This window comes from Halanaerobaculum tunisiense (assembly GCF_054657635.1).
Map to the genome: position 1 here is coordinate 102,604 of NZ_BAAHYI010000002.1, position 25,711 is coordinate 128,314.

General features: G+C 34.3%; 27 protein-coding genes and 2 pseudogenes. 24 read left to right on the plus strand and 5 right to left on the minus strand.

The features are described from left to right. Nucleotides 1–181: 181 nt before the first annotated feature. Both ACYQ3D_RS02080 and ACYQ3D_RS02085 read left to right on the plus strand, forming a co-directional pair. Nucleotides 182–376 (plus strand): annotated as a pseudogene (locus tag ACYQ3D_RS02080) (cold-shock protein); the annotation flags it as partial. Between the two features lie 119 nt (nt 377–495). Further along, nucleotides 496–1,026: a carboxymuconolactone decarboxylase family protein gene (locus ACYQ3D_RS02085; protein WP_459835676.1), complete on the plus strand. Its 531-nt coding sequence runs from the start codon at nt 496–498 to the stop codon at nt 1,024–1,026. 23 nt (nt 1,027–1,049) lie between these two features. Here the strand turns inward: ACYQ3D_RS02085 and ACYQ3D_RS02090 are convergent, their stop codons facing one another. Then, complete coding sequence (locus ACYQ3D_RS02090; RefSeq protein ID WP_459835679.1) at nt 1,050–1,196, minus strand: ferritin family protein; 147 nt, start codon at nt 1,194–1,196, stop codon at nt 1,050–1,052. Nucleotides 1,197–1,518: 322 nt separating this feature from the next. On the opposite strand from ACYQ3D_RS02090, the gene ACYQ3D_RS02095 reads away from it, so the two are divergent. From ACYQ3D_RS02095 to ACYQ3D_RS02115, 5 genes are read left to right on the plus strand one after another with little or no spacing between them, the layout of a single operon-like run. Continuing rightward, nucleotides 1,519–2,586 (plus strand): GerAB/ArcD/ProY family transporter, encoded by a 1,068-nt coding sequence (locus ACYQ3D_RS02095; protein WP_459835681.1) that lies wholly within the window; start codon nt 1,519–1,521, stop codon nt 2,584–2,586. Between the two features lie 26 nt (nt 2,587–2,612). Beyond that, nucleotides 2,613–3,695 carry a GerAB/ArcD/ProY family transporter gene (locus ACYQ3D_RS02100; RefSeq protein ID WP_459835683.1) on the plus strand — a complete coding sequence of 361 codons (1,083 nt, stop codon included), beginning with the start codon at nt 2,613–2,615 and terminating at the stop codon, nt 3,693–3,695. After that, nucleotides 3,692–5,302 (plus strand): spore germination protein, encoded by a 1,611-nt coding sequence (locus ACYQ3D_RS02105; protein ID WP_459835685.1) that lies wholly within the window; start codon nt 3,692–3,694, stop codon nt 5,300–5,302. Before ACYQ3D_RS02100 ends, ACYQ3D_RS02105 begins: the two co-directional genes overlap by 4 nt. Beyond that, complete coding sequence (locus tag ACYQ3D_RS02110; RefSeq protein ID WP_459835687.1) at nt 5,289–6,521, plus strand: Ger(x)C family spore germination protein; 1,233 nt, start codon at nt 5,289–5,291, stop codon at nt 6,519–6,521. Before ACYQ3D_RS02105 ends, ACYQ3D_RS02110 begins: the two co-directional genes overlap by 14 nt. A gap of 22 nt (nt 6,522–6,543) precedes the next feature. Beyond that, complete coding sequence (locus ACYQ3D_RS02115) at nt 6,544–6,780, plus strand: hypothetical protein (protein ID WP_459835689.1); 237 nt, start codon at nt 6,544–6,546, stop codon at nt 6,778–6,780. Between the two features lie 25 nt (nt 6,781–6,805). Here the strand turns inward: ACYQ3D_RS02115 and ACYQ3D_RS02120 are convergent, their stop codons facing one another. Continuing rightward, nucleotides 6,806–7,885, minus strand: coding sequence for a GerAB/ArcD/ProY family transporter (locus tag ACYQ3D_RS02120; RefSeq protein ID WP_459835691.1), 1,080 nt, complete (start codon nt 7,883–7,885; stop codon nt 6,806–6,808). Nucleotides 7,886–7,996: 111 nt separating this feature from the next. On the opposite strand from ACYQ3D_RS02120, the gene ACYQ3D_RS02125 reads away from it, so the two are divergent. From ACYQ3D_RS02125 to ACYQ3D_RS02135, 3 genes are read left to right on the plus strand one after another with little or no spacing between them, the layout of a single operon-like run. Next, nucleotides 7,997–8,794 carry a SigB/SigF/SigG family RNA polymerase sigma factor gene (locus tag ACYQ3D_RS02125; RefSeq protein WP_459835693.1) on the plus strand — a complete coding sequence of 266 codons (798 nt, stop codon included), beginning with the start codon at nt 7,997–7,999 and terminating at the stop codon, nt 8,792–8,794. After that, the gene (gene spoIIR, locus ACYQ3D_RS02130) at nt 8,782–9,426 is read left to right on the plus strand and encodes a stage II sporulation protein R (protein WP_459835695.1); all 645 of its coding nucleotides are present in this window, start codon (nt 8,782–8,784) and stop codon (nt 9,424–9,426) included. The genes ACYQ3D_RS02125 and spoIIR overlap by 13 nt, the downstream gene beginning before the upstream one ends. A gap of 50 nt (nt 9,427–9,476) precedes the next feature. Then, nucleotides 9,477–9,920 (plus strand): C40 family peptidase, encoded by a 444-nt coding sequence (locus ACYQ3D_RS02135; protein WP_459835697.1) that lies wholly within the window; start codon nt 9,477–9,479, stop codon nt 9,918–9,920. Between the two features lie 39 nt (nt 9,921–9,959). On the opposite strand, the gene ACYQ3D_RS02140 is transcribed toward ACYQ3D_RS02135, so the two are convergent. From ACYQ3D_RS02140 to ACYQ3D_RS02150, 3 genes are read right to left on the minus strand one after another with little or no spacing between them, the layout of a single operon-like run. Beyond that, the gene (locus tag ACYQ3D_RS02140) at nt 9,960–10,526 is read right to left on the minus strand and encodes a manganese catalase family protein (protein ID WP_459835699.1); all 567 of its coding nucleotides are present in this window, start codon (nt 10,524–10,526) and stop codon (nt 9,960–9,962) included. A 24-nt stretch (nt 10,527–10,550) separates the two neighbouring features. Next, on the minus strand, nt 10,551–10,808 hold the full coding sequence (locus ACYQ3D_RS02145; protein ID WP_459835701.1) for a spore coat protein CotJB: 258 nt from the start codon (nt 10,806–10,808) through the stop codon (nt 10,551–10,553). A 19-nt stretch (nt 10,809–10,827) separates the two neighbouring features. Then, a complete protein-coding gene (locus tag ACYQ3D_RS02150; protein WP_459835703.1) occupies nt 10,828–10,995 on the minus strand; it encodes a spore coat associated protein CotJA in 168 nt (55 codons plus the stop codon). A gap of 256 nt (nt 10,996–11,251) precedes the next feature. On the opposite strand from ACYQ3D_RS02150, the gene ACYQ3D_RS02155 reads away from it, so the two are divergent. From ACYQ3D_RS02155 to ACYQ3D_RS02220, 14 genes and pseudogenes are all read left to right on the plus strand, one after another. Continuing rightward, a complete protein-coding gene (locus tag ACYQ3D_RS02155; protein ID WP_459835706.1) occupies nt 11,252–11,407 on the plus strand; it encodes a DUF1540 domain-containing protein in 156 nt (51 codons plus the stop codon). A gap of 27 nt (nt 11,408–11,434) precedes the next feature. Continuing rightward, complete coding sequence (locus ACYQ3D_RS02160) at nt 11,435–11,596, plus strand: DeoR/GlpR family DNA-binding transcription regulator (protein WP_459835708.1); 162 nt, start codon at nt 11,435–11,437, stop codon at nt 11,594–11,596. Between the two features lie 180 nt (nt 11,597–11,776). Beyond that, complete coding sequence (locus ACYQ3D_RS02165; protein ID WP_459835710.1) at nt 11,777–12,232, plus strand: hypothetical protein; 456 nt, start codon at nt 11,777–11,779, stop codon at nt 12,230–12,232. Between the two features lie 82 nt (nt 12,233–12,314). After that, on the plus strand, nt 12,315–13,040 hold the full coding sequence (locus ACYQ3D_RS02170) for an NAD+ synthase (protein WP_459835712.1): 726 nt from the start codon (nt 12,315–12,317) through the stop codon (nt 13,038–13,040). Nucleotides 13,041–13,194: 154 nt separating this feature from the next. Next, nucleotides 13,195–15,222 (plus strand): sigma 54-interacting transcriptional regulator, encoded by a 2,028-nt coding sequence (locus ACYQ3D_RS02175; protein ID WP_459835714.1) that lies wholly within the window; start codon nt 13,195–13,197, stop codon nt 15,220–15,222. Nucleotides 15,223–15,489: 267 nt separating this feature from the next. Then, nucleotides 15,490–15,753, plus strand: a complete 264-nt coding sequence (locus ACYQ3D_RS02180; RefSeq protein ID WP_459835717.1) for an HPr family phosphocarrier protein — start codon at nt 15,490–15,492, stop codon at nt 15,751–15,753. Between the two features lie 34 nt (nt 15,754–15,787). Further along, nucleotides 15,788–17,497 carry a phosphoenolpyruvate--protein phosphotransferase gene (gene ptsP, locus ACYQ3D_RS02185; RefSeq protein ID WP_459835719.1) on the plus strand — a complete coding sequence of 570 codons (1,710 nt, stop codon included), beginning with the start codon at nt 15,788–15,790 and terminating at the stop codon, nt 17,495–17,497. Between the two features lie 367 nt (nt 17,498–17,864). Beyond that, nucleotides 17,865–19,190 (plus strand): RNA polymerase factor sigma-54, encoded by a 1,326-nt coding sequence (gene rpoN / locus ACYQ3D_RS02190; protein ID WP_459835721.1) that lies wholly within the window; start codon nt 17,865–17,867, stop codon nt 19,188–19,190. Between the two features lie 89 nt (nt 19,191–19,279). Continuing rightward, nucleotides 19,280–19,473 (plus strand): annotated as a pseudogene (locus tag ACYQ3D_RS02195) (sigma 54-interacting transcriptional regulator); the annotation flags it as partial. A gap of 1,013 nt (nt 19,474–20,486) precedes the next feature. Beyond that, nucleotides 20,487–21,641, plus strand: coding sequence for an iron-containing alcohol dehydrogenase (locus ACYQ3D_RS02200; RefSeq protein WP_459835723.1), 1,155 nt, complete (start codon nt 20,487–20,489; stop codon nt 21,639–21,641). Between the two features lie 301 nt (nt 21,642–21,942). Continuing rightward, the gene (gene iolC / locus ACYQ3D_RS02205; protein WP_459835725.1) at nt 21,943–22,962 is read left to right on the plus strand and encodes a 5-dehydro-2-deoxygluconokinase; all 1,020 of its coding nucleotides are present in this window, start codon (nt 21,943–21,945) and stop codon (nt 22,960–22,962) included. A gap of 11 nt (nt 22,963–22,973) precedes the next feature. Further along, nucleotides 22,974–23,804: a class II fructose-bisphosphate aldolase gene (locus ACYQ3D_RS02210; RefSeq protein ID WP_459835727.1), complete on the plus strand. Its 831-nt coding sequence runs from the start codon at nt 22,974–22,976 to the stop codon at nt 23,802–23,804. Nucleotides 23,805–23,816: 12 nt separating this feature from the next. Beyond that, the gene (locus ACYQ3D_RS02215; RefSeq protein WP_459835729.1) at nt 23,817–24,608 is read left to right on the plus strand and encodes a 5-deoxy-glucuronate isomerase; all 792 of its coding nucleotides are present in this window, start codon (nt 23,817–23,819) and stop codon (nt 24,606–24,608) included. 59 nt (nt 24,609–24,667) lie between these two features. Next, nucleotides 24,668–25,693: a Gfo/Idh/MocA family protein gene (locus ACYQ3D_RS02220; RefSeq protein WP_459835731.1), complete on the plus strand. Its 1,026-nt coding sequence runs from the start codon at nt 24,668–24,670 to the stop codon at nt 25,691–25,693. Nucleotides 25,694–25,711: the final 18 nt, after the last annotated feature.

Here is a 25,711-nt window from a genome sequence, read left to right on the forward strand (position 1 = left end):
AACTAAAATTAGAATGATATTATTAGCCATAGTGTAAAATTAACATAGTTGGAGGGATTTGAAGATGGTTGCAGTAAATAGTTTAGGTGACGCTTTTGCAGAAGCAGGTCTTGTAGACGAAGAAGAAGTTGAAGAAGTAACAGAAGAGGTAACTGAAGGAACAGAAACAAATGAACCAACTCATACTGGTTCTGTTAAATGGTTTGATACTCAAAAAGGTTATGGATTTATCGAGCAAGAAGATGGAGATGACGTTTTCGTTCATTTCTCTTCTATTGCTGAAGATGGATTCAAAGATCTTGAAGAAGGAGCAGAGGTTAAGTTTGATATTGTAGAAACTGATAAAGGATTACAAGCTGAAAACGTTATTAAATAACAATAAATTAGTAATTTGTAATCAGATAAAAGACTCAGGCATTATGCCTGAGTCTTTTTGTTTTAAATTAGAATTTAAACCTTCTATTTGGGATAATCTAAACTTAGGAGGTGGTTAAAATGGTTGAATCTAGTGCTAATAGAGTAAGTACAATTAAACCAGAGGAAGCAAAGAATATAACAAAAGATATATTTATTAAGATTGAAGATAAGCTAGGGAGTGTTCCGAATCTTTATCGAACTTTAGGGCATAAGCCAGATACTTTGCGGGCCACCTGGGAATTAATGGAATTAGTAATGGAGGATGATTTATTGCCGAGAAAGCTAAAAAAGTTAGTGGCTTTAAGGGTTTCTACTTTAAATCAAGCTGATTATTGTATTGATAAACACTACCAAAGTTTACAACAGATTGGATATCCTGATGAAGTACTAGCTAAGGTAAAAAAGGGAGAATATGAAAAATTGACTGAGATAGAAGCTAAGGTATTAAAATTTATAGATAAAGCACTTGCTGAAGAATATAAATTACAAGAAGCAGATTTTACAGAATTACAGTTTAAAGAAGAGGAAATATTAGAGTTAGTGACTGTAGTGCAATTATTCTCTGGACTTAATTCTTTTACAAAAATACTAGATATAAAGTTAGATTAATCCCCCAATATTGGGGGATTTTTTTAATAGTTGCTTTTAATAGTCTGTAATTGGACTAAATGTCTTTTTTCCTCTAGGATTAATTTTTCTAAGGCTTTTATTGTCTCTGGATTTTCTTCGATTTCTATTAACTCTTGGTAAAGCAATAATGAATTTTTTTTCAGCTCCAATTCCTACTTTAACAGCTTCTTCTAAATTGTGAGCGATATCATTTGTAGCCTGTTTAGTACTAGGAAAGACTTTATTATCAACTAGAGATTTAAGGTAACCATTGACTTGTTGGTTATATAAATAATCTCTAGTTATAGATTGGTCTGAATCATCAAATTCAGCTAGTAGATCTTTAAAGTACTGATAGTGATCTTCTTCATCATTTAATAATCAATTTTTATTAGGAAGTTTTTACTTATTTGATGGATAAAAAGAATAAGAAACTGTAAAAATAAAGATAGGTGTAAAGTTTAGAATAAATAATATGAATGAGGGTATTAAATGCAAGAGAATAAGATAACAGCTACGCAAGTTTTTTGGATTTCAATAACTATAATTCTGGGAACCATTATTTTGATAGTTCCTAGAGTTATAGTTCAACATGGCAAACAATCAGGCTGGATTGCTATTTTAATAGCAGGATTTAGTATAGGGGTAATTCATTATATTGTTTTAAAATTAAGTTGTAATTTTTCGCAGCAGAGTATTTTATGGGATTTTCAAAAAATCTTTGGTTCTTACTTAGGAAGAATATTAATTCTACCTTATATGCTAATGATTATAGAGATTAATATTTACTTATTAATTCAAAGTACTAGTTTAATTGGAGCTGTCATGCCTGAAATGCCAATGGTTTCTTTATGGATAGGGATCAGTATATTAGCTAGTTATTTAGTTTATACAGGAATAGAAACAATAGCTCGAGTAAATAAAATAGGAATTATAATAATGGTTTTATCAATAATTATTATATTAGGATTCAATTTAAAAGAATCATTAGCAGGAGTTAATAACTTAAGACCTATTTTAGTCAATCCTAAAAATATGGTTAAAGCAGCAATTATACCAGCGCATTGGTTTATATTAATTCCAGTTATTTTATTGGTATTTAAACCTTTTTTTAAAGATAATAATAGAGTAATCAAGGCTAGTTTAGCAGCAAATTTAAGCTGTCAACTAATTATTATTTTATTAGTAGTTACTGCAGTTTCTGTTCTAGGAGTTAACTTAACTACAACTTTAGCTTTTCCCTTCTATAATTTAAGTAGATTACCCATTTCTGGTTTAGAAATTATAATTTTTGTAGCTTGGATTACAGGAGCAATAATTAAGATTGCGATTTTTTATTATTCTTTTATTAAGTTGCTTGCTAATTGGTGTGAATTACAGGATTATAAAGTTTTAATAAGTCCTGTTGCAATTTTAATAACAGCCTTAACTATGTATAGTACACAGATGTCATTAGTGAGTCAGACTTTGAAATATGCTGTAACAGGTTTTTTGCTATTAATTGAACTACCTACTTTACTGTTATTAAGTCTAGGATATTTATTAGCTACAAATGATTAATTTTTTGTAAACTAAGGAGATTAAATATGCAACAGATATCTAAAGGTCAATTGATTGTATTAGTAATTAATATTTTAATTCCTACAGCCCATATTCAAGTTTTACTAACGTCAATTAAGTATGCCCAAGAGGATGCTTGGTTAGCTACAACAATTGGTTACTTGGTTGTGCTAGTGAGTTTAATTATTTATTGGCGGTTGGTAAGACTTTATCCTGAGCAGAATATATTACAGTTCACGCCTCAGATAGTAGGAAATTTGATGGGGAAGCTATTTAGTAGTATCTTTTTTGGTTATTCCTTTTTGGTTGCGACTTATACATTACAGCAATTTACAACTTTGATGACTACAATTGTTTATAGACAAATAAGTGGTAGTTTATTTAGAATTTTGCTGATGATACTAGTAGTTTATATCAGTAGTCTAGGAGTTGAGGTTATTTTTAGAACTAGTGATTTTATATTTTTAGCAGTTGGGTTTGTCACAGTAATTATTGGTCTAGCTTTAGTACCAGAAGTCAATCTTGAGTTGTTGAAGCCTGTTTTAAACCAAGATTTAACTAGTTTATTACAGGGAGCTGTAACGCCAGTAGCTTTTTTAGGTCAGGTAATGATGATATTATTCTTTAACGACTTGGTAAAGAATAAACAAAAAATGTTACGGGATATTAGTTTAGGGCTTACTTTTGGTTTTTTATTTGTAGTTTCCTTTGTAGTAATTGGAATATCTATCTATGGAGCGGAAGTAGCTTCTAAATTATGGTTTATCCCTTTTGTAATTACTAGACAAGTTACTTATGGTGGTGTATTGCGGGTGGAGATTTTTCTCTTAGTAGTCTGGATTGGATTAATATTTATTAAATTAGCTACTTTCTTTTGGATTAGTAGGTCATCTTTAAGCAGTTTGTTTGACTTAGAGAAGGAGAAATTTTTAAATATTCCCTTGGCAGTATTAGTAGTGGTCTTTGCTACTAGTACTTGGGAGAATATTGTAGAATTCCAACGTTATATAGAGACTACTTATTCGAGTGTATTGCTTATAATCCAATTATTTATTCCTTTGTTGTTGTACTTGATTGCTGTGTTGAAAGGGAAGGAGGGGCATAATTGAGTGAATTAAAGGAGCCGCTAACTCTAGAGAAAAAAAAGCAACAGGAGCTAGAAGAACTAAAAGAAAAGTATTTAGCAAAAGAGGAGATTAATAATTTAGAGTTAGAGCCAGACTTAGATCGTAATTTAGTTTATTTAGAAGCAGTATTTGATAAAGTAGATGATTTAGTTATTAAAGAATTTTCGATTGCTGATACTAAAGCAGTTTTAGTCTATATTGGCGGGATAGTGGATAAACAGCTAATTAACGAATCAATTCTGAAACCCTTAATGATTACCTCGCAAGATGAGGATATTACAGCGGAGGTAACCCCGACTAATGTAGTGGATTTAATTGAGGATTCTTTGCTGAATTTAGGTCAAGTGGAGACTAGAAAGAAGTTTGATCCAGTAATGGAGGATTTATTAGCTGGGAATGCTATTTTATTATTAGCTGATAATGATTTAGCTTTGTCTTTAAATGTAGCAGCTACAGAGACTAGAAGTGTTGCTGATCCAAATACTGAAACTGTTGTTCGCGGGCCAAAAGAAGGTTTTGTAGAGAATTTTGAGACTAATCTTAGTTTATTAAGAAGAAGAATTAAAACAGCTGATCTTAAGTTTGAAACCATGAAACTAGGTCGGACCAGTAAGACAGATGTAGCAGTTGCTTATATTCAGGGCATAGCTGGTGATGATGTAGTAGAGGAGGTTAAAGAGAGGTTACAGCGAATAGATATTGATCTGATAAATGAAAGCGGAAATATAGAACAGTTAATCGAGGATGATCCTAGTTCTCCTTTTCCCCAGATGAATAATACAGAACGTCCTGATGGAGTAGCAACTGCTTTAAACGAAGGGCGAGTAGCGATTATTATTGATGGGACTCCCTTTGTTTTACTTGTGCCAGCAGTTTTTGTTCATTTTTTACAATCTACTGAAGATTATTACCAACGGTTTTTATTTCCTACGGCAATTAGACTATTGAGATTGTTATCTTTTACTATTGCCCTGTTAGGTCCCTCTGTCTACATAGCAATCACTACTTACCATCAGGAGATGATTCCTACTCCTTTACTGATTAGTATTGCTGCTTCTAGGTCAGGAGTACCTTTTCCAGCAGTCATTGAAGCTCTCTTGATGGAGGTTAGTTTTGAGATGTTACGAGAAGCAGGTTTGCGACTACCACAGCCAGTAGGACAGGCTGTTAGCATTGTTGGAGCTTTGGTAGTAGGCGAGGCTGCTGTCCAAGCTGGACTCGTTTCTCAGGCAATGGTCATTGTAGTTGCTTTGACAGGAATTGCTTCGTTTATCATTCCAGCTTATAATATGGGGATTGGAATTAGATTGTTGAGGTTTCCGATTATGTTCTTAGCAGGTAGTTGGGGGATGTTCGGGATTACTTTTGCGGGGTTAGGTTTGTTAATCCATTTAGCTAGCTTGAGATCATTTGGAGTACCTTACTTATCTCCAATTACTCCTACTGATTGGTCAGGTTTAAAAGATGCTATCTTTAAGGCGCCAGAATGGTTTAAGAATCGCAGGCCAGCTTTTTTAGTTAAAAGAGATCGGTGGCGGATTGAGTCTGATGCCAAGCCTGGCCCTGAGCAAGGTGATGATGATGATTAAAAAGTGGTGTCTAGTTTTGGTAGTAGTTAGTTTAGTAACTAGTTTAAATGGTTGTGCTGGTAAACGAGAGCTGGATAAGTTAGGGATTGTCAATGTAGCTGGTGTGGATCGGGATCCTAAAACTGGTGGTTATAGATTAATGGTACAGATTATGTCTCCAGAAAGAAGTCAGGGAGGTATGGGTGGAGCCCAGACTAAGACTTGGATTGCTACTGCAACGGGAAAGACGTTAATGGATGCTAGTAAGAACTTAAGAGCTATAGTTTCTAAGAAGATAGTCTGGTTTCATAGCAATTTAATAATTATTGGGGAAGAGGTAGCCAGGGAAGGAATCACTAAAATTACTGATTTTTTTGCTCGGAACCAGGAGATTAGGTATAGTAGTTGGGTAGTAATTAGTGATGGAAAGGCTAAAGAAGTTTTAAAGTTAAACCCTAGATTTAGTGGCTCTTTGGCAGAAGAAGTGGAAGGATTGATTGATAATACTAAGGTAAGAGCAGAGGGTCATGTTTTAAATTTAAAGGATTTGTTAATTAGGCTAGATAATGAGCAATACGATGAAGTTACTGGTCGCATTACTGATTATTATCCTAAGATTGAGCCTGAAGGAACTTACGAACAAGAAAATTTAGTTAAAGAATTACCTAAAAAAGAAAAAAGGATAGTAGCTTTATCAGGGATGTCTGTATTAAAAGATGGTAAGTTACAAGGCTGGTTAAATAGGATAGAAACTAGAGGTTACTTGTGGATCACAGATGAAATGGAAGGTGGGACAGTAGTAGAGATAATCTCTCAGCCAGAATTAAAAATGGCTGATGCTAAACCTAAGATTTCAGCAGAGATTTTAGAAGCAAGTTCTAGTTTAACTCCCCAGCTAAAAGGAGATGAGATTAGTTTTGAACTAGAAGTTACTGCTGGGGTAGGGATTACAGAACAGATTGCTAAATTGGATTTGACCAAAGAAGAGAATATCAATCAAATGGAGACTATGATAGCTGGGGAGATAAAAAAGAATATAGAATCTGCTTTGAAGAAGGCTCAGTTGGATTATGAAGCAGATATTTTTGGATATGGTACTGCTTTATATCGAGCTTATCCGCAACAGTGGGAAGAGATTAAAGATGAGTGGGATCAAATTTTTCCTACAGTGAAGACTAAGATTAAAGTTGATGTTACTATTAAGCGATTAGGTATGATTTCTAAGCCAATTAGTAATTAATTATCTGTAAAGGAGTTAAAAAGTGAAGAATACATTAGCTATAACATTATTTTTTATAGTAGTTATCTCTTGGCAGGTAAGAAAGTTAGTCCAGCAGAAACAATGGCGGGAGCTAGTTGTTTATTCTTTAATAATGGGAGCTGGAGTTTTATATAGTTATGGAGTTTTACTTGATCTAGCTTTACCCAATCCAATTAATTTACTAAATGATTATGCGGAACCAGTCTACAATTATATTTTTAAAGAATTATTAGCTTAATGGTGGAGTGATATTGCTCCACCATTTAAGTTGTTAGGATAATTAATTTAAGATAGTAAACTAATAATAGTAATATAGGTAAATAAATTCCAATAATAATATTTAGCCAGAGAGAGTAATTTAAACCAAGTGCTAAATGTTGAGGATAGCCTTTGGCTATTATTATAGATAAATAACCTACAATAGGCAGAATTATAAAAGTTAACTTTCTGTAGGAAATGGGAAATATTTGCGAGTATCCTTTAATACTGCCGTAAGAAATGGTGGTAATTTTAGTGATTAAAGTTAGTAAGGTAGCTATAGTAAGAAAAAAATCAAAGTTACCTAGTTGTCCTCCGGTTAACTGGCCACTTTTAATTAAGGGATAAACTGTTTCTTCTGCTAGAGCTGGATTTAAGGTGGTAATCATGGTAATTGTATTAACTGTTAAGATAAGAGAAGCTAGGATAATACCTAGCAGTAAAGTAGTACGTTTAGTTTTTTGTTGTTTTTTAACTTGGGGAATGATCATCATTAAGATAGCTACTTCGGCAAAGGGAAAAGCTAAGATACCAGGGTATACTTCTTGACTGATAGGTTGGAGTCCATTAGCTAAGACTGGAGTTAAAGCAGCAAAATCACCTCGGGTTAATAACAGATAACTATTAACAATTACTAGTATTGAGAAAACAAAGGGAAAGACAATAGCAATCACTCGACTGATTGTTTCTAGTTTATAGTAAATAGCATAGATAGTTAGTAAAGTAATTAAGATAACTGCAGTAGTTATCTTAGTTCCTGGAATTATAAAGTGGGTCACTTGTTCAGCTAAGTCTCTTATATTTCTAGCTGCTAGATAAAGAAAGAAAGTAGAGTAAATAAAGCCAACTAGCCAACCTAGATAAGTTCCTAAAATTTGTTGACTAATGCCAATAAAGTTTTCCTTAGGATCAATTGCATTTATTTTAATATAGATGAGTCCTAGTAAAATCCCTAACCCCATACCTATTAGGATTACTAGGTAGGCATCTTGCTGAGCACCAATCCCTAGGGGAAATAGGATAGCACTACCTATTATAAAGTTAATAGTTAAGAGTAAGAATTCAAATAGAGATATTTTTTGCATCTAATCACTCCTTATTCTCACATTTATTATTACTTAATTTTAATTTTTTATGTATAACTCTAGTTATTACTGTCAATGTTATTAATAGAAATAAATGGAAGAGGTGATTAGATGGAAAGAGTAGAGTTAGCGGGATTGGATACGAGTAATCTACCTGTTTTGTCTAATGAGGAAATGATGGATTTATTTAGGCAGATGGAAGCTGGAGATAAGGGAGCTAGACAAGAAATAATTAATGGTAATTTGCGATTAGTATTAAGTGCGCTACAAAAGTTTAGGAATAATAGTAAGTATGCTATAAATGATTTATTTCAGGTTGGTTGTATGGGGCTGATTAAAGCAGTGGATAATTTTGATAGAGAACGAGGGGTTAAATTTTCTACCTATGCTGTTCCCATGATTGTAGGTGAGATCAAACGCCATATTAGAGATAATAAGCGGATTCGGGTTAGTCGTTCTGTCCGGAAGATAGCTTATCAAGCTCTTAAATTTAAGGAAAAGTTAAGAAAAGAGCAAGGAGTAGAGCCTACTTTAGAAGAGATAGCTGCTGAAATGGATGTTCCGCGGGAAAAGATTGTTCATGCCTTAGAAGCAGTGAAGAGTCCAATTTCTTTATTTAAGCCTGTTTTTGAGAATGAAGGAGATAGTCTCTTATTATTAGATCAGTTAGCCGAGGGAGAGGAAGAGGTTAATTGGGTAGATGGGATTAATATCGAACAAGCACTTAAAGAGTTAACTGCTAGAGAACGATTTATTATTAAGTTAAAGTTTTTTGAAGGTAAAACCCAATCGGAAATAGCAGAAAAAGTAGGGGTCTCGCAAGCGCAAATCTCGCGGATCCAAAAGAAGAGTCTACAGAAATTAAAACAAGCTGTAGCAACTAAGGAGGAAGTAAAATGCGTAGAATAAAATTAGTGTTAGGTACTAGTTTAGTTCTTATCTGTTTAGTTTTACTGGCTAATAAAGCTCTTTTTGTCTTGCCCGATAAGGATTTTAACTCTAGTAACTTATTAAGGTTACATGTAATTGGGAATAGTAATTCTTTAACTGATCAGTTGCTTAAACGCAGAGTGAGAGAGGCTGTACTTACGGTTGGTTCGGACTTATTTACAGGAGTAACTGATATAAGACAAGCTAAATCCCAAATTGTAGCTCATAAGAAGGAATTAGAGAAGATAGCTCAACAAGAAGTTAAGCAAGCAGGTCAGGATTATGAGGTTGATTTAGAATTTGGTGAGTTTTCTTTTCCGAAGCGAAGTTACGGGCAGGTCACCTTGGCTGCTGGGAATTATCAGGCTTTACAAGTAACTCTGGGCCAAGGAGCTGGGGAGAATTGGTGGTGTGTTTTATTTCCTCCGTTATGCTTTATTGATTCAGCTGATCAGTTACCAAGTCAAAAGTCGGGGCAAAGTAAAGACGAGATTGAAAAGGGGAAGTTAGAGGTTGACTTTAGGTTTAAGGTGGCTGAGTATTTAGATGATAATTATGAGTTTGTTAAGGATAATCTAAATTTGGGAAATATTATCTCTGATACTAATTAATCTTCACCAATTAGTAGTTGTTACATATACTGTAGACAAGGGGTGAGGATATGAAACAGAGTAAAGCAAATTTAGAAGAAAAGATGGCAGAAGTGGTAAAGAAGTATCGCAATATTCCTTATCGCCATAATGGTCGGTCGTTAAGGGGGCTGGATTGTTTAGGACTGATTATTTTTGTCTATGATGAGTTTGGGATTGACGTTCCTAGAGGAGATGGTCAAGAGATTTCAAAAGAATGGTATAAGGAGGATCCGGATAGATATTTAAGATCTTTACTAAAGCTAGGTAAAGAAGTTTCCTTTTCTGAATTACAGGTATTGGATTTAGTCTATTTTGAATTACTTGATGATATTGTAACTCATTCGGGAGTAATGGTTAATGATTATGAATTCATTCATATTTTACAAGGAAGGGATGTAGAAGTAAGTTCTTTGCAGCGCAGATTCTGGCGGAATAAAATTGCTGGGGGAAGAAGATTAATTGAGATTAATTAAAGAAAATAAAAAGCCCTGCTTAAGCAGGGCTTTTTATTTTTAATCTTCATTTTCTAAATAATCCCGAACTAAGTCAAGGGTTTCCCCAAATCGTTGGAAATGGACTACTTCTCTTTCTCGTAGGAAACTAAGAGTATCAATTACTCCTGGATCATTACTTAGATCTATTAGATTTTCATAAGTTGCTCGTGCTTTTTCTTCAGCTGCTAAGTCATCATGTAAACTAGCAATCGGATCTTCCATAGATTGCATAAAAGATGCTGTCCAGGGAACTCCTTCGGCATCATGAGGATAGATAGCGCGACCATGTTGGGTGTAGTGGCCTCCAATTCCTGCGTCACGTAATCTTTGGACCGGGATGCCAGCAGTTAACTTATAGATTAAAGTAGCAATTATTTCCCAGTGGGCCAACTCCTCTGTACCAATGTCAGTTAAAGTAGCTTTTGCTTCGTCAGTAGGCATAGTGTATCGTTGACTTAAATAGCGCATACCAGCTGATAATTCACTATCCGGTCCTCCATACTGAGCAAAGAGATATTTAGCCATTTCTAGGTCATTGCCCGCCACTTTAACCGGATATTGTAACTTTTTCTCATAAGTCCACATACTGTTTCCTCCTTTAAGTAATATTTAATAGTCAATTTGCCACGGCCAATCTGTTTCTAGATAACTCCAGTAATACTCATCATAGGTAGGATGCATAGCAGATATTGGCCCGTATTCTTCTTGGTACTCCATCTTTAAATCCATTAACTTACTAGTTGTTTGGTTATAGTCGGCCAAAGCTTCTCGGCAGTCGGGATGGGTGTTTAAGAATAAATTTAAGTCTACAGCAGTGAATTCTAACTCCATCAGTCTCTTTAACATCTCTAGTTGCTCTCTAGTCATTCTTTTACCTCCTTAGAGTTTATCTTTGGCGTTGGTAAGGCTTATATAGTTCAGGAAAAATAGTTCCTTTTGATAAAGCTTCTTGGGAATTATAAATTGAATTATACTCCTGAAAAGGAATATAAGCCTCAGCTAATTCATACTGCAGTGGGTAGTCACGTTCTATTCTTCTCTCGTGCTGCGGCATCTAATCACCTCCTTAATCAATCTGCTATATCATATTCTAGATAGAAAGAAAGTGTGAAGAATAATCTAGCTATGAGTCATGAGCTATGTGTCGTGAGCTAGTTCTAATTCAAAACCATAATAAACATTTGTCGATAATAGATAGCTGGAATAAAAAAGTCGGACATTATAGCAATTAATTAGCAAACTTTTCTTGGATAATAGTTTATTTTGCTGTAGATAATAAAAGTAGAAAGATTATTGAGGGGGGGATAGAGATGACTTTAAATAATGTCAAATGTAATGTTGATAATTGCAAGTACTGGAAGGAAAAGCACTGTACTGCTTCGGCGATTGAGGTGGATGTTGATGGTGGGGGCACCAGTGCTAATGATTATGAAATGACTAACTGCCACACTTTTGAAAATCAGTAGATTATAGTTAGCCACAGCTACTAAGCTGTGGCTAAAAAAGATTCTAATGTAGAACCATCATTTTTGGAGAAAGAACACGAGCATGCGCAAGCTAAAAAGTTGATTGGTAGACAAGCAGCCAAAGCTTTAGTTGGCCCGGCTACTGAGAATCACCTTCAACATCTTCATGCAGATAAAGTATTTTATTGAAGAGTTAGAAGCAATTTTAGATGATAGCCTTAATTTTAGAGCTGAAGTAGTTCAGCAAGAAAATTAGCTAACTGCTTAAATTAAATACTAATTTTTGATCCTGGCCGTCCACTTTTGTGGGTGGCTTTTTAATATTATCAGCTTTACTTCGGTATTCTATTAAAAAGGAGGAATTAAAAGATGACTAAATCTTATATTGAACAGACTAAAGAATCCAGCTCTCAAATCGATTACCAGGAAGCAGCAGAGATACTAAATAGTCGGACCCCAGAGAAGCATGGAGTACTATTAGATTGTATTTTACCCCAACGAGAAAATATCACTTACCCTGATGGAATAGCTAAGCCAATTGCTTTTTTGCAGGCAGTTAATACGACAGATAAATTGATGATTATTATGGTTGAATATAAATTACATTTATCTGCTGAGGCTAAGGAGAGAGAAATAGCTTTAGAGATTACAAAAGTAGATTATGAAGTCTATAAAGAACCTGATAAGCTGAAGTTTATTTTTAATGATGAACAACCAATAGAGATTAAGTTATATAATTCCTTTGATTTCCCTTATGATTTAGACCAGGAGGCAACTATTCCTACTTATCCCTTACTTGATTGGGCTACTAGTCCCTTTATTTAGTTGAGAGTTGAGAGTAAGTAATGATTAACTATCCTAACCAGGTATGTTATAATAAACTAAACTATTAAGCTGGGGGGATAATATGTTAGATAAAGATTATAGTCATGTACGCGATAAATTAGTGGACTGGATTAGAGACCAGGTAACAGAGGCAGGTTGTCAAGGAGCTATAGTAGGTTTAAGCGGAGGAATTGACTCCTCGGTAACTAGTGTATTATGCAACAAAGCGTTTCCGGAGGATACTTTAGGGCTGATTATGCCTTGCTATAGTGATCCTCAGGATGCTGAAGATGCTAAGAAAGTAGCCGGTCAATTTGATATTCCTTACCAGGTAATTAATTTAGAAGCTACTTATGATCAATTATTAGAGACTATCGGAGTTGAAGAATCAGATGGTTTAGCTACAGCTAATATTAAACCACGCCTCAGAATGACTACGCTTTATTATTATGCTAGTCAAAGAAATAGTCTAGTAGTGGGGACTGATAATCGTAGTGAGTTAAAACTAGGTTACTTTACTAAGTATGGCGATGGGGGAATTGATATAGCTCCCTTAGGGAATCTAGTTAAATCAGAAGTTAGAGAGGTAGCTAGAGAATTAGGGATCTCGGAAGAAATTATTACTAAGGCACCATCAGCTGGTTTATGGGCCGGACAGACTGATGAAGAGGAGCTAGGTATTACTTACGAAGAGATAGATCGCTACATACTAACTGGTGAAGCTAGGGCAGAAGTTAAAGAGACGGTAGATAAGGTAGCTGCTCAAAATGAACATAAGTTGCAGTTGCCCCCAATTCCTGAATTGTAATTTAGTTATAAGTTGTGTGCTATGAGCTATGAGCCAATTCAAAATCTCTAGCACCTATTTGGAAGCGGTAATTGAGATTGATAATTTTGAATTAGATGTAGCTCACAGCACATAGCTAGTAACTGACGACTAATAACTAAGGAGGATTGAGCTAGTGGTTGAACAGGAGATATTAACTTTTACTCATCCTAAAGGTTTACACGCTAGAGTAGCAGCTACGATTGTCCAGGAGGCTAACCGACTGAAGAATAAATACGGGGATAAGTTATTTATAGGAGCTAAAGAAGATGACCTCTTACCTGCTACCAGTCTGATTTCAGTTACTTCCTCTAATATTGCCTACCAGGATGATATTATAGCCGTTAGTAAGGGGGAGAATGCGCCAGATTCTCTGCAGGAGTTTATTTCTTTTTTAGAAGGAGAATTCAATTTAGAGGATAGTCAGACTAAAGCAGAAGTTGATGAATTGTTACAACAGACTACGACTGCTATGGATAAAGTTTTTACCAGTATAGCTAATGGAGTTATTATTGTGGATCAGAAGGGGATTATTACCAGTTTCAATCCAGCGGCAGAGCGGATTACAGGACTAGAGGCTAATCGAGTAATCGGGGAACAAGTAACTTCTGTTATCCCTAACTCGCGGTTAAAAAAAGTGCTAGCAAATGGTAGTTCTGAACTTGGCCAGCGACAGATGATTAACCAGGCTACAATAATTACTAATCGGACTCCTATCCTGTCTGCTGGTCAAGTAGTAGGGGCAATAGCAGTCTTTCAGGATATATCTACTTTAGAGAGGTTATCTGGTGAGTTAAAAGAGGTTAAAGCTTTACAGGAACGACTGCATTTGATTTTAGAATCAGTTCAGGATGGTATCTGTGTAGTTGATGAAGCAGGAGAGATAGATTATGTAAATTCTACTTATGGTCAGATGTTAGATATTGATCCTTCAGAAGTAATTGGGAGGTCAATAGAAGAGATTAGTGGGAATCAGACCTATCAGGAGGTTTTAGAGACTGGAGTAAGTAAGACAGGAGTAGTAACTAATAAGAGTGAAGAGTTAGTTATTATTTCTAATATCTACCCCATTGAAGTAGAAGGTCAGGTAGAAGGAGCAGTTGTGGTTTCGAAAAAGAAGACAGAAGTGGAAAAGTTGGCCCAGAGATTAAAGGAGTTATCTGCTAAAGCAGAGTATTTAGAACAGGAATTAAAACGAGAGAAAAAATTAGATCAACCTTTCCAAAGAATTATAGGCAAGAGTAGTGAATTGAGAGAAGCACTAGTTAAAGCATCTAAAGCAGCTGAGACTAGTTCTACAGTTTTAATCAGAGGAGAAAGTGGAACAGGTAAAGAGTTAGTAGCTGAGGCTATTCATTACTCTAGCAGTCGGCAAAATGGACCTTTCATCCGGATTAATTGTGCTGCTATTCCAGCTAATTTAATTGAGAGTGAATTATTTGGCTACGAACAGGGTGCTTTTACTGGAGCACAGCAGAGAAAGATCGGTAAATTTGAGTTGGCTGATAGTGGAACTATCTTTTTAGATGAAATCGGTGAATTGCCAATAGAATTACAGGTTAAACTATTAAGAGTACTCCAGCAAAGGTCTTTTGTTAGAGTAGGTGGCACAGAAAGGATCGAAGTTGATATTAGAGTCATCACTGCTACTAACCGCGATTTAGAGGAGATGATTAGCGAAGGATCTTTCAGAGAAGACTTATACTATAGATTGAATGTGATTCCAATTATTTTACCTCCTCTAAGAGAGCGCAAAGAGGATATTCCTTTGCTAGTTAATTACTTTGTGGATCAGTTAGCTACTAAATTGGACAAGCCAGTTGACAGTATTTCTCAAGAGGCTTTAGAGGTATTAGCTGATTATTCCTGGCCTGGTAATGTGCGAGAGTTACAGAATATAATTGAAAGAGCTATTAATTTTATTGATAATCAACGGATATCTTTAGCTAATCTACCTAATTATATTACAGATAAATATAGTAGTAATCAATCATTAGTTAATTTAACTGCTGAGGAAGAAGTAGCTTCTTTAGAAGAGTATGAACAGGAGATTATTAAGTTAGCTTTAGATAAATACGGTAGTTTCAATGCTGCTGGGAAAGTATTAGGGGTGACCCATAAAACAGTAGCTAATAAAGCCCGCAAGTATGGCCTAGTAGATTAGTTGGTAAAAAAGAACAAGAGGCTTGGTAAAAAATATCAAGCAAGTTTATGATTATTGGTAGTTTGTTAAGTTAATAAATTAAATAATTCCCTATATAGTTGATAATGATAATTTATGATGGTTATAATTAATTAGCTACTAATTACAGTTTGTAATTAAGTTAAAGTTCTTGTTATAGGTTAATTAAGTTATATAATAAACTATGGCATTTAATTTGCATTAAATATAACTGAGCCAATAATAAATTAAGTTATGGGGGGAATATAAATGGTAGAAGAACAGGTAACAGTAGAAAATGAGACGGGAATTCATGCTAGACCAGCATCTATGATTGTTAAAGAAGCAGAGGGATTTGATGCTGATATTAAGATTGTTAAAGATGATCAGGAAGTCAATGCTAAAAGTATTATGGGGATTATGAGCCTAGGAATCAACCAGAGTACAGAGCTAATTATTAAGGCTGAAGGAGACGATGCTCAAGTAGCTGTTACAGCAATTGTAGACTTAATTGCAGATGGATTTGGTGAATAAAGCTAATAATTTATTTTGGAGGAGGTAGTATTAAATGAGCCAGGAATTGACAGGAGTAGCTGCTTCGCCCGGGATTGTAATTAGTGAAGTAATGGTGTTAGAAGAAGAAGATCTATCCTACGAAGAGAAGAGTATTACAGATGTTGAGGCAGAACAAGAGAGATTTGCTGTGGCTATTGAAGAATCTAAAGAACAATTACGAGCTATTAAAGAACAAGTAAAAGAGGATATGGGATCAGATAAAGCAGAGATCTTCCAAGCCCACTTAATGGTGGTAGAAGATCCAGAATTAATTTCTGCTGTTGACAATAAAATTGAGACAGAAGAAATTAATGCTGAAGCTGCTTTAGAAGAAACAGTAGAACAGTTTGCTACTATGTTTGCTAATATGGAAGATGAATATATGAGAGAACGAGCTAGTGATGTTAGGGATGTAGGAACCCGAATTTTAAGAAATTTATTAGGAGTAGAACAAGCATCTTTAGCCCAGCTGGATAAAGAAGTTGTTCTAGTTGCTGAAGATTTAACTCCATCTGATACAGCTCAAGTTGATACTGATCAAGTGTTAGGTTTTGCTACTCAGGTAGGAGGAAGAACTTCTCATACTGCTATTATGGCTCGATCCTTAGAACTACCAGCTGTAGTAGGAGCGAATGATATTTTAGACAAGGCAGAAGATGAAATGGAGATTATTGTTGATGGAATAGAAGGTACAGTAATTTTAGAACCTACAGCAGAAGAAGTAGCAGAATATGAGCAAAAAGCAGAAGAATATGCAGAGCGCAAGAAGAAGTTGGCCCAATTAAAGGAGGAGCCAGCAGAGACTAAAGATGGCCATCAGGTAGAATTAGCAGCTAATATTGGTACTCCTAATGATGTAGCAGGTGTTCTTGATAAAGGTGCTGAGGGAATTGGCCTTTATCGTAGTGAATTCCTATATATGGATCGTGATTCTCTACCAACAGAAGAAGAACAGTTTAAGGCTTATAAAGAGGTAGCAGAACAGATAGATGGGCCAATAGTAATTAGAACTTTAGATATTGGTGGCGACAAAGAGCTACCTTACTTAGATTTACCAGAGGAAATGAATCCGTTCTTAGGTTATCGAGCTATTAGAATCTGTTTAGATAAGACAGATATCTTTAAGACCCAATTGCGGGCTATCTTACGAGCTAGTGCCTATGGTGAAATTAAAATCATGTATCCTATGATTTCTGCTGTTGAACAACTACGAGCAGCTAATGAAATTTTAGAGGAAGTCAAGTCCGAGTTAAGAGAAGAAGGAGTTGACTTTGCTGAGGACTTAGAAGTAGGAATGATGATTGAGGTACCAGCTGCAGCAATGACAGCTGATATTTTAGCTAAGGAGACAGACTTCTTTAGTATTGGAACTAATGACTTAATCCAGTACACAACTGCTACTGATAGAATGAATGAAAATATTTCTCATCTCTATCAGCCCTTCCACCCTGCTTTATTACGCTTGATTAAGCGAGTTGTAGAAGCTGCTCACAAGGAAGGTAACTGGGCAGGTATGTGTGGAGAAATGGCAGGCGATAAACGATTAGCTGCTTATCTGTTAGGAATTGGATTGGACGAATTTAGTATGAGTGCTGTAACTATTCCAGAAGTAAAGAATACCATCCGGAACTTAACTTTAGATCAAGCAGAAGAAATTGCTGAAGAGGCTTTAACTTATTCTACTGCTGAAGAGATTGAAGAATTTTTAAGTCAACAGTTATAAGCGAGATTAAGCAATAATTTTTCTAAATAATAATTTAAAGGCCAATTACTCTTTTTGAGTAGTTGGTCTTTTTGTATTGGTATATTGTGTCACCAAAGGTGACACAGTCGTCAGTCGTGTGCTGTCAGCCAATTCAAAACCTTCAAATTCAAAATCTAACCCTTTAAGATTACTATGTTTTAAGGAATTGAACTGGATCTGTGGTTTTGAATTTGAATTAGCACACGGCACATAGCAGATAGCTGATAGCTGTGGCACGAAAGTGCCACGATATATCAATAATCTTTCAGTAATCAAAATTATAATTTAATTATTCACCAAAATGTTATAAACTAAAGATAAAAGGACTAAAAAAGGTGGGGTAGTTATGAAGTTAGATTATCGGACTGGTTTACGCCAGAAACAACAACAAAAGCAAGAGCTGACTATGACCCCTAAATTAAGACAGGCTATAAATTTATTACAGTTATCTTCATTAGAACTCAAGGATCATCTAGCCGAGGAGATGTTGGATAATCCTTTATTGGAGTTAGAAGAAGAATACAAGGCACCAGGAGATAGTTATGTAGCTAATAATGAAGAAAAGGTTGATTATGAAAATTTTGTAGCTGCAGAGTTGACTTTAGAGGAATATTTAGAAAAGCAGTTACATTTGGTAGTGGCTAATAAGCAAGAAAAAGAGATTGGCGAAGAAATTATAGGTAGTTTAGATCAGGCTGGCTTTTTTACTGAGTTGATTGAAGTTGCTAACAGGTTAAATGTAAGTCAGGAGCAAGTCCAGGAAGTTGTAGTTAAAGTACAACAACTTGATCCAGCTGGGATTGCTGCCTCAGATGTCCAAGAATCATTACTATTACAGTTAGATAGATTAGAGGATCCTACTAATCAAGAACAGATTAAGTTGGCCCGGCAGATTATTATTGATTACCAAGAGGAATTAGATAAGAATCAGATTAGCAAGATTGCTCGAGGACTGAAGATAGAAGCTAGTTCAGTCCAGCAACTAGTGGATTTAATTAAGTCTTTGACTCCTTTGCCCGCCGAGAAGTTTAAGCAACAAGAAGGCAATAATTATCTCGAACCAGATGTGGTGATTAAAGAAACAACAGATGATTATCTGATCTTCTTGAATCAGACTAGCTTTCCTACTCTGCATATTAATAGCTACTATCGTAAGTTATTAAAACAAGGAGCCGACAAACAAAGCCAAGATTATCTAGCAGATAAGTTAGATTCTGCCTTATGGTTAATTAAAAGTATTGAACAGCGCAGACAGACTGTTTATAATATAGTAGAGGAGATTATATCTTTACAGCAGGAGTTTTTAGCTAAAGGAGTCAAGCATCTTCAGCCGATGACAATGGCTCAAATTGCTGAGCGGATTGAGATGCACGAGTCAACAGTTAGTCGAGCTACTAGTAATAAATATATCCAGACACCGCAGGGGTTATTTCCGTTTAAGTTCTTATTTACTGCTGGGATTGATACTAGTCAGGGAAAAGTATCAGTAGTTAGTATTAAGGAACACCTGAAGGAAGTAGTAGCTAATGAGGATAAGCACCAACCACTAAGTGATAGACAACTAAGTGAAGAATTAGAGACAGCAGGAATAGATATTTCCCGAAGAACTGTAGCTAAGTACCGCCAAGAGCTAAAGATTCCTTCTTCACGCCAACGGAAGAGATATGATTAAAGTAGATAAGCTAGGTTTTTCCGCAGGAGAGTTGGCCCAGGAACTTGACTTACATCGCTCTAATGTTAGTGGCTATTTAAATTAGTTAGCTAGACAAGATAATTGGCAAGCAAGGTAGTCTTAAGACGCTTATCGAATGAGCTAAAGCAGCTATTTTATATCCTCTGAATGGGTGCATACTTTATTATTAGGGGCTACTGGAGTAGGTAAGACTATGTTTGCTGAATTAATGCATCAGTTTACTATTGAATCAGGGGCTTTAGATTTTACAGCCCCTTTTATTACCTGTTATTAAGCTCCCTCCGCTAAAGACCGACTGGCTAACCAAGAAGACTACTATAACTTACCAGGTAATTTTTATTCTTCTCTTTCGGAAGATGATTTAGATTTTATCATTACTGATGACGACTTCTATTATGTTTACGAGTATCAAGGATCAATTGGCAACATTAATTGTGCAAAAGTCTTATTATGTTGGGAAATTACCTTTTCTACCGATGAAACTCCAAAATGTATTTTAACTACTGATTTAGAGTTAGATAACTTAACTATTATAGAATACCATTCTACACGTTGGGAAATTGTTTATTTAGCCTATAATTATTTAGAAATTCTAAATAATTTTAATACCGAAAGAAGAAAGCTTAAGCTATTTTATTTCTTTAGCTAAAAAACATATAACAAAGAATCTAATAGATTATATTCATGAAGTTGGTAAAAAAGGTATTCCTATTTTATAAAAATGGTTTTCTTTTAGTACATTAGCTGGTATAATCATGTTAAGTCGTCCTTTCTGGTTATTGTTTTGTGTGATTACTTAACATGTTACTAGAAATGGGTAACTTTTTCATATTCATTTGGAAAATTTAGTTATTCAACAACCTATAAAATTAAATAATTTAGTTTAGGAACTAAAAATTAATTTTTGTGATTTAGTTACAATATAATATAGTGGATAGTTGTTATAGAGCAAAGTTTCCCCTGCTTTATTAATTAAATTTTCGTAAACTTAATAATATCATATTAAAATAAATTTATAGAACTATTGACATTTATATCATAGTTAGTTATAATTTTTATTGAAGATGTTGTTAAGTAAATTTGCAATTAAAAGTTATTACCCTTTGTAAACGTTTAATATTTAATTAAGTACAAATTTAAAAATATTAAGTTTATAATGTATTATTTTATAATTTAATTTCATAGATAAGGATATAATCTTCTATAAAATGATAGTTTTGTTTTTCAATTTTTGTAAACGTTTAATGTAAACTTAAGTTAGGGAGGAAGATAAAAATGTATGAATTTTTAACACCACCAAATATTTTTTATGGTGAAGGTGTTTTAGAAGAATCTAGAAATAAGTTATCTACTATTGGAAATAAGGCATTAGTGGTTACTGATAAAGTTATGAAAGATATAGGTCATATAGAAAAAATTACTACTATCTTAGAAAACCAAGGAATAGATTATTCAATTTATAGTAAGGTTAATTCAGAACCTAAAGATTGGCATATAGAAGAAGGAGTAGAAATCTATCAAAATCAAAAGTGTGATTTTGTAATTGCTGTTGGTGGTGGAAGTCCTATTGATGCTGCTAAAGGAATTGGAGCTATGATTACTAATCCTGGTCATATAACTGATTACATGGGATTAGGAAAAATAAAGCAACCATCTCCTCCTGTGATAGCAGTACCGACTACAGCTGGAACTGGTTCTGAAGTTACTCAATTTACAATAATAGCAGATACCAAAAACGATGTAAAAATGTTAATAGGGAGTAAAGAGATAGTTCCTGATGTAGCGATTGTAGACGCTAAATTTACGAAATCAGTACCACCTAAAGTTACAGCTGCAACAGGGATAGATGCTTTAACTCATGCTATTGAAGCTTATACTTCTGTTGATCACCAACCTTTAGCAGATACTTTAGCGTTATCTGCTATTAGAAAAATATCTAAATACTTACGACGAGCTTGGAAAGATGGATCTGATATGGAAGCTCGAGAAAAAATGATGTTAGCAGCTATGGAAGCAGGGATGTCTTTTAATAATTCTTCTGTAACTGTAGTGCATGGAATGTCTAGACCAATAGGTGCTTTATTTCATATTGCTCATGGTGTTTCAAATGCTATTTTATTACCTGTGTGTATGAATAAAGCACTTAAAGGGGCAACTGCTAGATTTGCAGATGTAGCAGAAGCTATGGGTGTTGATAGATCAGGACTTTCTGATTTAGAAGCAGCTAAAGAAGGAGTAAAGGAAGTTAGTGAATTATGTAGTGATATTGAAATTCCTTCTAAAGCAGTAGACTTAGGTATAAATGAGGATGAGTTTTTAGCTAATGTTGATAAAATGGCTAAAGATGCTCTTGAAAGTGGAAGTCCAGATAATGCAATATATGAATTTTCTAAACAAGAGATAATTGAATTATATAAAGAACTTTTATAGAAAGTAATTATTATTTAATAATAATTGGAGATAATTCTTTTAAATTATTGACATTTATAGAATAATTTCATATAATATAATTAGAGATAATAAGTGAATAATTTACAAGCAAAAGTTTATTTTTTAGAATTTTTGTAAACGTTTAATAAAATTGTATTTTATTAGGGAAATAACCTTATTAGTCTATAACCCCTTACTATATTTATCAAGAGAATTAATTATTTCTCTTGGTATATTAGTGAGGGGTTTTTTGATTAATATAGAAAAATTTAATTTTGATCTTATAAGAGGGGGATAACCTATGAATAATTTACAGTTTGATGAAACTAAACCATTAGATTTAATAGCTTTAGGTAGAGCAGGTGTAGATTTAAATGCTAATGAAATTCATCGTCCTTTAGAAGAGACGGAAACCTTTACAAAATATGTTGGGGGATCACCTGCCAATATTTCTATTGGAATGGCAAGGTTAGGTAAAAAGGTAGGTTTTTTAGGTAGGGTAGCTAATGATCAATTTGGTAGATATATAACAAATTACTTTGAAAATGAAGGAATAGATATTTCTAATGTTCCTGTTGATAAATCAGGAGCTAAGACGGGGCTAGCTTTTACAGAGATTAAAAGTCCAACGGAAAGTAGTATCTTAATGTATCGCAATAAAGCAGTTGACTTACAACTTTGTACAGATGATATTGATGAGGAATATATTAAACAAGCAAAGATTTTATTGATTTCTGGAACTGCTTTATCTAAGAATCCATCTCGTAAAGCTGCTTTATTAGCAATTGAGTATGCTAGAAAGAATAATGTTAAGGTTATCTTTGATATTGATTATCGACCTTATTCTTGGGTGGATGAAACTGAAACAGGAATCTATTATACAATAGCAGCTGAGAAAAGTGATATAATTATTGGTTCCCGAGAAGAATTTGATTATATGGAAAAATTAACAGGGACAGAAGATAGAACTGATGAAGAAGTGGCTAATAGATGGTTTGAACATAACAGTAAATTAGTAGTTATTAAGCATGGTGCAGATGGATCAACTGCTTATACCAAAGATGGTCAAAGCTTTGATATTAAGATATTCCCAGTAGAATTATTGAAATCATTTGGTGGAGGAGATGCTTATGCATCAGCCTTTATCTATGGATTATTAGAAGATTGGGATGTGATTGATGCTTTAGAATTTGGTAGTGCGTCAGCATCTATGTTAGTTTCAGCTCATAGTTGTTCAGAGGCTATGCCAACAGTTGAAGAAATTAAAAAGTTTATTAAGGAGAAAAAGGAAGAATATGGAGAAAGAGTAGCTAGAGTATAAGGAGGTAAGCTATGTTAGTAAATTTAGTAGAGATGGTTAATCAGGCAGCTAACAATGATTATGCTATTGCTGGGTTTAATGTGTATGGTTATGAAGATGCTACTGCAGTAATTAAAGCTGCTGAAGAAATGGATGCTCCAGTAATCTTAATGGCTAATAAAGATGCTGTTGAGCATATGCCAGTAGAAGTTTTGGCAGATATCTTATGTAATTTAGCTAAGGAAGCTAAAGTACCAGTATGTGTTAAATTAGATCATGCTAAAGATTATTCTTTAGTTGTAAGAGCTATTAAAAGTGGATTTACTTCAGTAATGTATGATGGTTCTCAGTTACCTTTAGAAGAAAATATAGCTAAAACTCAAGAAGTTGTAAAGTTAGCTCATTCTGTTGGAGTAGCAGTAGAGGCAGAAATTGGATCTGTAGGATATAATGATTCTTCAATTGAAGCTAAGGAAATTTATACTGATCCAGAAGAGGCCCAGTTATTTGCAGAAAAAACCAATGTTGATGCGTTAGCAGTAGCAGTAGGAACTTTACACCGAATGAAAAAACAAGGGGCTAAAATCCAATATGATAGATTAGAAAAAATAGAAAAAATGGTTGATATTCCATTAGTGATTCATGGATCATCGGGGGTAACTGATCAAGATTTAAGTAAGCTTGCTACTACTCAAGTAGGAAAAGTAAATATTGGTACTGCTTTACGAATGGCTTTTGGTAAAACTTTAAAAGAAGAAATAGAAGAGAATCCGGAAGAGTTTGATCGAATTAAATTATTTAAAAAGCCAATGCAAGCAGTAACTGAAGTTACAAAAGAAAAATTAGACATCTTAATTTCTTAAAGGAGGGGTATGATGTTAATTAAGCAAGATGAAGAGTTTGAATTGGGGTACAATAGTATTACTGAATTAGATGGTCAATATAGTACTATGTTAATGGATATTGGGATTTTAAAATTTGCAGCAGGTCAGGAAGAGACAACTGTAGAACAGGAGAAAGAAAGTGCTTATTTACTCATTAATGGAGCAGTTACTTTTGAGTGGGATGGAAATAAGGAAAAAGCTGTTAGAAGTTCTTGTTTCGATGAAAAACCTTGGGTGTTACATGTTTCTAAAGATACTGAAGTTAAAATTACAGCTCAAGCTGAATCTGAAGTTTTAGTGCAAAAAACTAGAAATGACCAAGAATTTGATTCGGTTTTTTATACTCCAGAAGATTGTACAGTAGATGTATTTGGTGAAGGTCTAATGAATGATACAGCTACTAGAACTGTAAGAACAGTATTTGATTACGATAATGCTCCCTATTCTAATATGGTAATGGGAGAGTCTATAACTCACCCAGGTAAATGGTCAAGTTATCCACCACATAGTCATGCACAACCAGAAGCTTATTACTATCGATTCAATAAATCACAAGGTTTTGGTTGTTCAGTTGTTGGAGATGATGTACTAAAGGTTGAACATAATGATGTAGTAACAATTCCTGGTGGTTTAATTCATCCTCAAACATCTGCTCCTGGATATGCTATGTATATTTGTTGGATGATTAGACACTTAGAGGCTAATCCTTGGACGGATAGAGTTGATGATCCAGATCATGAGTGGTTATATGATCAAGATGCTAAAATTTGGTCTGAAGATTAAAGGATAAAATATATTTATATTAAATGTGTTAGAATATAAACTAGAGGTGGTGCTAGATTATGAAAAAAATCAAACTTGGCATGGTAGGTTTAGGAAGATTAGGATTACAGCATGCAAAAAATATTGCTTTTAAAGTACCACAAGCAGAGTTAACAGCATTATGTGCCTTAGAAGAAGATGAATTAAATGAATTACAGGAGAAATGGGATGTGCCATATATATATACTGATTATGATGAAATGATTCAAAATGAAGAGTTAGAGGGAGTAGTTCTTGCTTCTCCTTCTTCTTTACACTGTGAACAGCTTTCTAAAGCTTTTGATGTTGGATTACATGTATTTTCTGAGAAGCCATTAGGTACTACTGTAGAAGAATGTAAAGTTGCTGAAAAAGCAGTTGAAGATCATCCGGATTTAGTCTTTATGTTAGCGTTTATGAGAAGATATGATCCTTCTTATGTGTATGCTAAACAGAAGATTAAGGAAGGAAAAATCGGTAAGCCATATTTGTATAGAGGTTATAGCCAGGACCCTGAACACTCTATTGATGGAGTATTAGAATTTCTAGAACATAGTGGGGGAGAATTTATTGATATGGCAGTTCATGATATTGATGCAGCTAGGTGGTTTTTAGAGTCTGAACCTAAGCAAGCGTGGGCAATTGGTGGTTGCTATTCTTATCCTCAGTTTGCTGAATATGATGATGGAGATAATGTATCTGCATTAATGAAATTTGAAAATGATGCAATGGCCTTCTTGTTTGCAGGGCGAACTGCCCCACATGGCTATAATGTAGAGACTGAAATTATAGGGACAGATGGGATTTTAAGGATTGGCAGTGTTCCACAAAAGAATTTAGTTGAGATATTAGATCAAGATGGAGTCAGAAAGGAATGTTCGCAAGGTTTTATAGAAAGATTTGGTGAAGCTTACTTAAATGAGTTACAAGAATTTGTAGATTGTATCATTGAGGATAGAAAACCTAATATTACAGTTTATGATGGAACTAAAAATACAGAAGTAGCTTATGCTTTAACGGATTCTTTCCAAGAAAATAAACTTGTTGATATAGAATATACTGAATAGTTAATTTAATAATTTAGG